At 55.4% G+C, this 6,852-nt stretch carries 2 protein-coding genes, 2 tRNA genes and 3 rRNA genes (1 of these 7 only partly in view); all 7 read left to right on the top strand.

Translation table 11 applies throughout. From position 1 onward, the window contains the following. Positions 1-999: ribosomal RNA gene (locus DBW_RS13090) — 16S ribosomal RNA — on the top strand; it begins 559 nt to the left of the window's first position. 166 nt (positions 1,000-1,165) lie between these two features. Continuing rightward, positions 1,166-1,242 (top strand) — tRNA-Ile (locus DBW_RS13085). Between the two features lie 7 nt (positions 1,243-1,249). Next, positions 1,250-1,325: transfer RNA gene (locus tag DBW_RS13080), tRNA-Ala, on the top strand. A gap of 130 nt (positions 1,326-1,455) precedes the next feature. Beyond that, positions 1,456-4,412, top strand: a 23S ribosomal RNA gene (locus DBW_RS13075). A gap of 117 nt (positions 4,413-4,529) precedes the next feature. Beyond that, positions 4,530-4,646 (top strand): 5S ribosomal RNA (rrf, locus tag DBW_RS13070). The 16S, 23S and 5S rRNA genes sit together here with 2 tRNA genes alongside, the layout of an rRNA operon. 329 nt (positions 4,647-4,975) lie before the next feature. Beyond that, positions 4,976-6,190, top strand: coding sequence for an IS256 family transposase (locus tag DBW_RS13065; RefSeq protein WP_066725531.1), 1,215 nt, complete (start codon positions 4,976-4,978; stop codon positions 6,188-6,190). A 431-nt stretch (positions 6,191-6,621) separates the two neighbouring features. Next, positions 6,622-6,789 (top strand): hypothetical protein, encoded by a 168-nt coding sequence (locus tag DBW_RS18585; protein WP_157471893.1) that lies wholly within the window; start codon positions 6,622-6,624, stop codon positions 6,787-6,789. Positions 6,790-6,852: the final 63 nt, after the last annotated feature.

Here is a 6,852-nt window from a genome sequence, read left to right as displayed (position 1 = left end):
AGCGTTGTTCGGAATTATTGGGCGTAAAGCGCGTGTAGGCGGTTCGTTAAGTCTGATGTGAAAGCCCCGGGCTCAACCTGGGAAGTGCATTGGAAACTGGCGAACTTGAGTACGGGAGAGGGTAGTGGAATTCCGAGTGTAGGGGTGAAATCCGTAGATATTCGGAGGAACACCGGTGGCGAAGGCGGCTACCTGGACCGATACTGACGCTGAGACGCGAAAGCGTGGGGAGCAAACAGGATTAGATACCCTGGTAGTCCACGCCGTAAACGATGGGTACTAGGTGTTGCGGGTATTGACCCCTGCAGTGCCGAAGCTAACGCATTAAGTACCCCGCCTGGGGAGTACGGTCGCAAGACTAAAACTCAAAGGAATTGACGGGGGCCCGCACAAGCGGTGGAGCATGTGGTTTAATTCGACGCAACGCGAAGAACCTTACCTGGGTTTGACATCCCGATCGCACCTTATGGAAACATAGGGGTCAGTTCGGCTGGATCGGTGACAGGTGCTGCATGGCTGTCGTCAGCTCGTGTCGTGAGATGTTGGGTTAAGTCCCGCAACGAGCGCAACCCTCGTCCTTAGTTGCCAGCATTTAGTTGGGCACTCTAAGGAGACTGCCGGTGTTAAACCGGAGGAAGGCGGGGATGACGTCAAGTCCTCATGGCCCTTATGTCCAGGGCTACACACGTGCTACAATGGCCGGCACAAAGGGCAGCAAGACCGCGAGGTGGAGCTAATCCCAAAAAGCCGGTCTCAGTTCGGATTGGAGTCTGCAACTCGACTCCATGAAGTTGGAATCGCTAGTAATCGTGGATCAGCATGCCACGGTGAATACGTTCCCGGGCCTTGTACACACCGCCCGTCACACCACGGGAGTCGATTGTACCTGAAATCGGTGGGCTAACCTTCGGGAGGCAGCCGCTTATGGTATGGTCGGTAACTGGGGTGAAGTCGTAACAAGGTAGCCGTAGGGGAACCTGCGGCTGGATCACCTCCTTTCTAAGGAGCCTTCCTTGCCGGTAACGGCAAAGGCATCCTGGTCAATCGTTCCTTTTTAGGAACGTTCCTGTATAAACCTATCGAGTCTGCTATTTAGTTTTGAGAGACCAGGACCTCTCTCTGGAGAGGTTTTTTGCTCTTTGAATCAGAACGAACTTGTGGATGTGGGCTAGTAGCTCAGCTGGCTAGAGCACACGACTGATAATCGTGAGGTCGGAGGTTCGAGTCCTCCCTGGCCCACCAGTTATCCGGGGGTGTAGCTCAGTTGGGAGAGCACCTGCCTTGCACGCAGGGGGTCATCGGTTCGAACCCGTTCACCTCCACCAGTTCGTAAGCGAGTTTGTTTCTCGTTCTTTGACAATTGCATAAGACTGATACGATGCACGCACGCAAATGCGTAAGCGCATTTGCACCAAGATAGTACAAGGCACTTATTCGTTCTAACGACTTTTTTATGGTCAAGCTACTAAGGGCGTATGGTGGATGCCTTGGCATCGGGAGGCGATGAAGGACGTGGTAAGCTGCGATAAGCTTCGGGGAGCCGCTAAACAGGCTTTGATCCGGAGATTTCCGAATGGGGAAACCCGGCAGGGATTATGCCCTGTCATCGCATGGTGAATACATAGCCATGCGAGGCGAACTCAGGGAACTGAAACATCTAAGTACCTGAAGGAGAAGAAATCAATTGAGATTCCGTTAGTAGCGGCGAGCGAACGCGGATTAGCCCAAACCAGAACTACTACGGTGGTTCTGGGGTTGTGGGGCCCCGACGTGGGATTGATGATCGGTAGTGGAAGGCTCTGGAAAGTGCCGCCATAGCGGGTGATAGCCCCGTACACGAAACCGTGATTCACCCTAGGGTGTCCCCGAGTACCACGGGACACGTGAAATCCTGTGGGAAGCTGGGAGGACCATCTTCCAAGGCTAAATACTCCCCGATGACCGATAGCGCATAGTACCGTGAGGGAAAGGTGAAAAGAACTCCGATGAGGAGAGTGAAAGAGAACCTGAAACCGTACGCTTACAAGCAGTGGGAGCACTATGGCCTTGCGCCAGTGTGACCGCGTGCCTTTTGCATAATGAGTCAGCGAGTTACTCTCAGTAGCGAGGTTAAGCCGGTTAGGTGGAGCCGTAGCGAAAGCGAGTCTGAACAGGGCGTTCAGTTGCTGGGAGTAGACCCGAAACCGGGTGATCTATCCATGTCCAGGGTGAAGCGACGGTAACACGTCGTGGAGGCCCGAACCCACTTAGGTTGAAAACTGAGGGGATGAGGTGTGGATAGGAGTGAAAGGCTAATCAAACTCGGAGATAGCTGGTTCTCCCCGAAATATATTTAGGTATAGCCTCGTACGAATCGTTCCGGAGGTAGAGCACTGGATGGGCTAGGGGTCTTACCGGATTACCAAACCTAACCAAACTCCGAATGCCGGAAACGTCTATACGGGAGTCAGACGGCGGGTGATAAGATCCGTCGTCGAAAGGGAAAGAGCCCAGATCGCCAGCTAAGGTCCCTAAGTCTGTGCTAAGTGGAAAAGGATGTGGGAGCGCCCAGACAACCAGGAGGTTGGCTTAGAAGCAGCCACCCTTTAAAGAAAGCGTAATAGCTCACTGGTCAAGTGAACCTGCGCCGAAAATGTAACGGGGCTCAAGCACAGCACCGAAGCTGCGGATTTGTACCTTAAGGTACAAGTGGTAGGGGAGCATTGTGGCAACCGCTGAAGGTCGACCGTAAGGACGGCTGGAGGAACCACAAGAGATTATGCTGACATGAGTAGCGAAAATGCGGGTGAGAAACCCGCACGCCGAAAGCCCAAGGTTTCCTGAGTAAAGGTAATCTTCTCAGGGTTAGTCGGTCCCTAAGGCGAGGCCGAAAGGCGTAGTTGATGGGAAACAGGTTAATATTCCTGTACCACCTGTGAATGCGATGGGGGGACGGAGACAGGTAGGCCAGCCGGGTGTCGGATGTCCCGGTTTAAGCGCGTAGGCGGGAGCGGTAGGCAAATCCGCTGCTCCATTTAAACGCTGAGACGTGATGACGAGGGCTTTAAGCCCACAAAGTGGTTGATCCTATGCTTCCAAGAAAAGCCTCTAAGCTTCAGTTCACAGGTGACCGTACCGCAAACCAACTCAGGTGGGCGGGCAGAAAATGCTAAGGCGATTGAGAGAACTCTGGTTAAGGAACTCGGCAAAATAACACCGTAACTTCGGGAGAAGGTGTGCCCTCATTAGGTGTAGCGATTCGCACGTGAAGCCGAAGAGGGTCGCAGAGAAATGGCGGTAGCGACTGTTTACTAAAAACACAGCACTCTGCAAACTCGTAAGAGGAAGTATAGGGTGTGACGCCTGCCCGGTGCCGGAAGGTTAAGGGGATTTGTTAGCGCAAGCGAAGCTTTGAACCGAAGCCCCGGTAAACGGCGGCCGTAACTATAACGGTCCTAAGGTAGCGAAATTCCTTGTCGGGTAAGTTCCGACCTGCACGAATGGCGTAACGACTTCCGCACTGTCTCAACCAGAGGCTCAGCGAAATTGAATTATCGGTGAAGATGCCGATTACCCGCGGCAAGACGGAAAGACCCCGTGAACCTTTACTACAGCTTGGCAGTGACATTCGGGACAGCATGTGTAGGATAGGTGGGAGACTTTGAAGCTGGCACGCCAGTGTCGGTGGAGTCGTCCTTGAAATACCACCCTTGTTCTTCTGGATGTCTAACCTAGGTCCCTTATCGGGATCGGGGACACTGCCTGGTGGGTAGTTTGACTGGGGCGGTCGCCTCCCAAAGTGTAACGGAGGCGCGCGAAGGTTCCCTCAGGCTGATTGGAAACCAGCCGTAGAGTGCAAAGGCATAAGGGAGCTTGACTGCAAGACATACACGTCGAGCAGGTGCGAAAGCAGGTCTTAGTGATCCGGCGGTTCTGTATGGAAGGGCCGTCGCTCAACGGATAAAAGGTACTCCGGGGATAACAGGCTTATCTCCCCCAAGAGTTCACATCGACGGGGAGGTTTGGCACCTCGATGTCGGCTCATCACATCCTGGGGCTGAAGTAGGTCCCAAGGGTTTGGCTGTTCGCCAATTAAAGTGGTACGCGAGCTGGGTTTAAAACGTCGTGAGACAGTTTGGTCCCTATCTGCCGTGGGCGTAGGAGATTTGAGAGGATCTGTCCTTAGTACGAGAGGACCGGGATGGACGAACCACTAGTGTTCCTGTTGTCACGCCAGTGGCAATGGCAGGGTAGCTACGTTCGGAAAGGATAACCGCTGAAAGCATCTAAGCGGGAAGCCCACCTCAAGACGAGATCTCCCTGGGCGCAAGCCCCTAAAGGTCCGTTGGAGACTACAACGTTGATAGGCCGGGTGTGTAAGCACAGCAATGTGTTCAGCTAACCGGTACTAATTGACCGTGAGGCTTGACCATAAAAAGTTTTAGGTGAAGAAGGGGGGAGGTTCTCCTCCCCCCGACTTCCATGACAAAAAGTGCCGGTAGCGGCCGCATCGTAAAAGTCTTAGGCAATTGGAAACCAGTTTTAAGGTTTTCGGTGGCTATAGCGTAGGGGTCACACCTGTTCCCATCCCGAACACAGAAGTTAAGCCCTACTGCGCCGATGATACTGCACGGGTGACTGTGTGGGAAAGTAGGTCGCCGCCGAAATTATTCAGAAGGCCCGCCTCATTTGAGGCGGGCCTTTTTTTGTCTGGTGCGCCAGGCATGGCGCGTAGCGCCTTGACTGGCGCTGTCTGATTCACTGTGGTGGTGAATCAGTGACTTGGGGGTGAAAGTCCCCTGCGGACCCTGATGGCGGGAACCGCTAGCCGGACGGCAAGGGTGTCCATCGCGAGGTGGAATCTGAAGGAAGCCGCAGGCAAAATCCCGGTCCGACGAACAGAAACCGCATGAGACCCTCTCATGAGCCTGTAAATTGAACTGTGTATCTGCTCCATGAGAGAGTGGGGCAATTCCCCCACCGAGGAGCAGAAACGATGGCGATTAAATCAGACAAATTGGACGAGCTTTTGGTCGACTGCAAAACCCCCGAGGACGTCGACAAACTCTATTCGCGGTTGCTACAGCGCATGATCAACCGCAGCCTGGACGCCGAAATGACCGCGCATCTGGGTTACGGAGCCGGCGAAGCCGGGCCGGCGAAACGCGCCAACACCCGCAACGGCAAGAGCAGTAAAACCGTCAAGGGCACCTTCGGCGAACTGGAGATCGAAACGCCCCGCGACCGGGCGGGGTCTTTCGAGCCGCAACTGGTTCGCAAACGCCAGATTCGCCTGGCCGGGATGGAAGGAAAGATCCTGACCCTCTATGCCAAAGGGATGACGACCCGCGACATCGAGGACGCCCTGAAGGATCTCTACGGCGTGGAGATTTCCCATGCCGTCATCTCCCAGGTGACCGAATCGGTTCTGGACGAGGTCCGGGCCTGGCAGAATCGCCCACTGGAAGCCGTCTACCCGATCCTGTGGCTCGATGGCCTGACGGTCAAGATTCATCACGGCAAGCAGGTGGTCAACAAGTCGGCCCATGTGGTTCTCGGCGTCAACCTGCGCGGCGAGAAGGAAGTTCTCGGCCTGTGGATCGCCGAGACCGAAGGGGCCAAGTTCTGGCTCTCGGTCCTCACCGAACTGCGCCATCGCGGCGTGCAGGATGTTTACATCGCCTGCATGGACGGGCTGAAAGGGCTGCCGGAAGCGGTCAACGCCATTTTCCCCAAGACCCTGACCCAACTCTGCATCGTCCATCTGGTGCGGGCGAGCCTGCGTTACGTCACGGTCAAGGACAGCAAGGCCGTGGTCGCGGCCCTCAAGCGTATCTACCAGTCGGCGACCGCCGAAGAAGCGGCGGCGGAGTTGGAACAACTGGACGCCGATTGGGGCAAGTCCTATCGTTCGGTAATCCGCTTGTGGCGGAGCAACTGGGACAACATCATCCCGTTTTTCCAGTTTCCGCCGGAAATTCGCAAGGTCATTTACACGACCAACGCGATCGAATCGCTAAACATGAGCCTGCGCAAGCTGACCCGCAACCGGAGGATATTCCCCAACGACGAATCGGCGATCAAGGCGCTCTATCTGGCAATCCGGCAGGCGTCACGCAACTGGAAGATGATCCACAACTGGAAGCCAGCGCTGCAGACATTCCAAGTGATGTTCGGCGAAGACCGGGTGCCGTTGAATCTGGTCTATTGAAAGAGCGGATACACAGTTCGTTTGACAGACCCTCTCATCCGGGCGAGAAGGCCAATATCTTCAAAGCCCGATAGCCATCCGGGAGGGTGGGGCTGTAGATGCGGCGGGCAGATGGGAGGAAGGTCACGCGCATTACCCTGGGAGATCTGTCGGTCTGCCTCGTGCTACCGTCACCGTAAGGTGTCGGGACCGGCCGGCAGAAGTCAGCAGAGGCCGTAGTAGCCGGAGTAACCACCCGGCAAAGGGCCGAACATGAGGCGTCGTTTCAGGAGACTCGCGTTTCGATGACGACAAGAGCAGCAGAAGTCCTGGTCGAGATACCGGGAGCCGTCCCGGAGGGCAGCGGCCGGAAGCCGCCAGAGCATGGGAGCGGTGCGTCAAACGTCACGGCAACGAGAGACCCTTCCTGGACGAAAGCGGAACGGGGGCTGATGGAAGACGTCGTCAGCCGCCCGAACATGATGGCGGCCCTTGAATGCGTATTCCGAGCCAAACTTTCCACCGATTCCGATGCAAACTTGCCACTGATTCCGATCCAAACTTGCCAGTCATTCCGACGCAAGGTTTCCACCCGTTCCGATCCAAACTTTCCAGTTTGAGCGGAAGAGGTCGGTGAATCTGTCAGACTGATCAAAGTTCTCGCGACGCTGGGTAACCGCGGG

It is taken from the genome of Desulfuromonas sp. DDH964 (assembly GCF_001611275.1).
Taxonomy (GTDB): Bacteria; Desulfobacterota; Desulfuromonadia; order Desulfuromonadales; family DDH964; genus DDH964.
The sequence above is the reverse complement of the archived record's forward strand: the minus strand, read 5'-3'. Positions and strand labels throughout refer to the sequence as shown.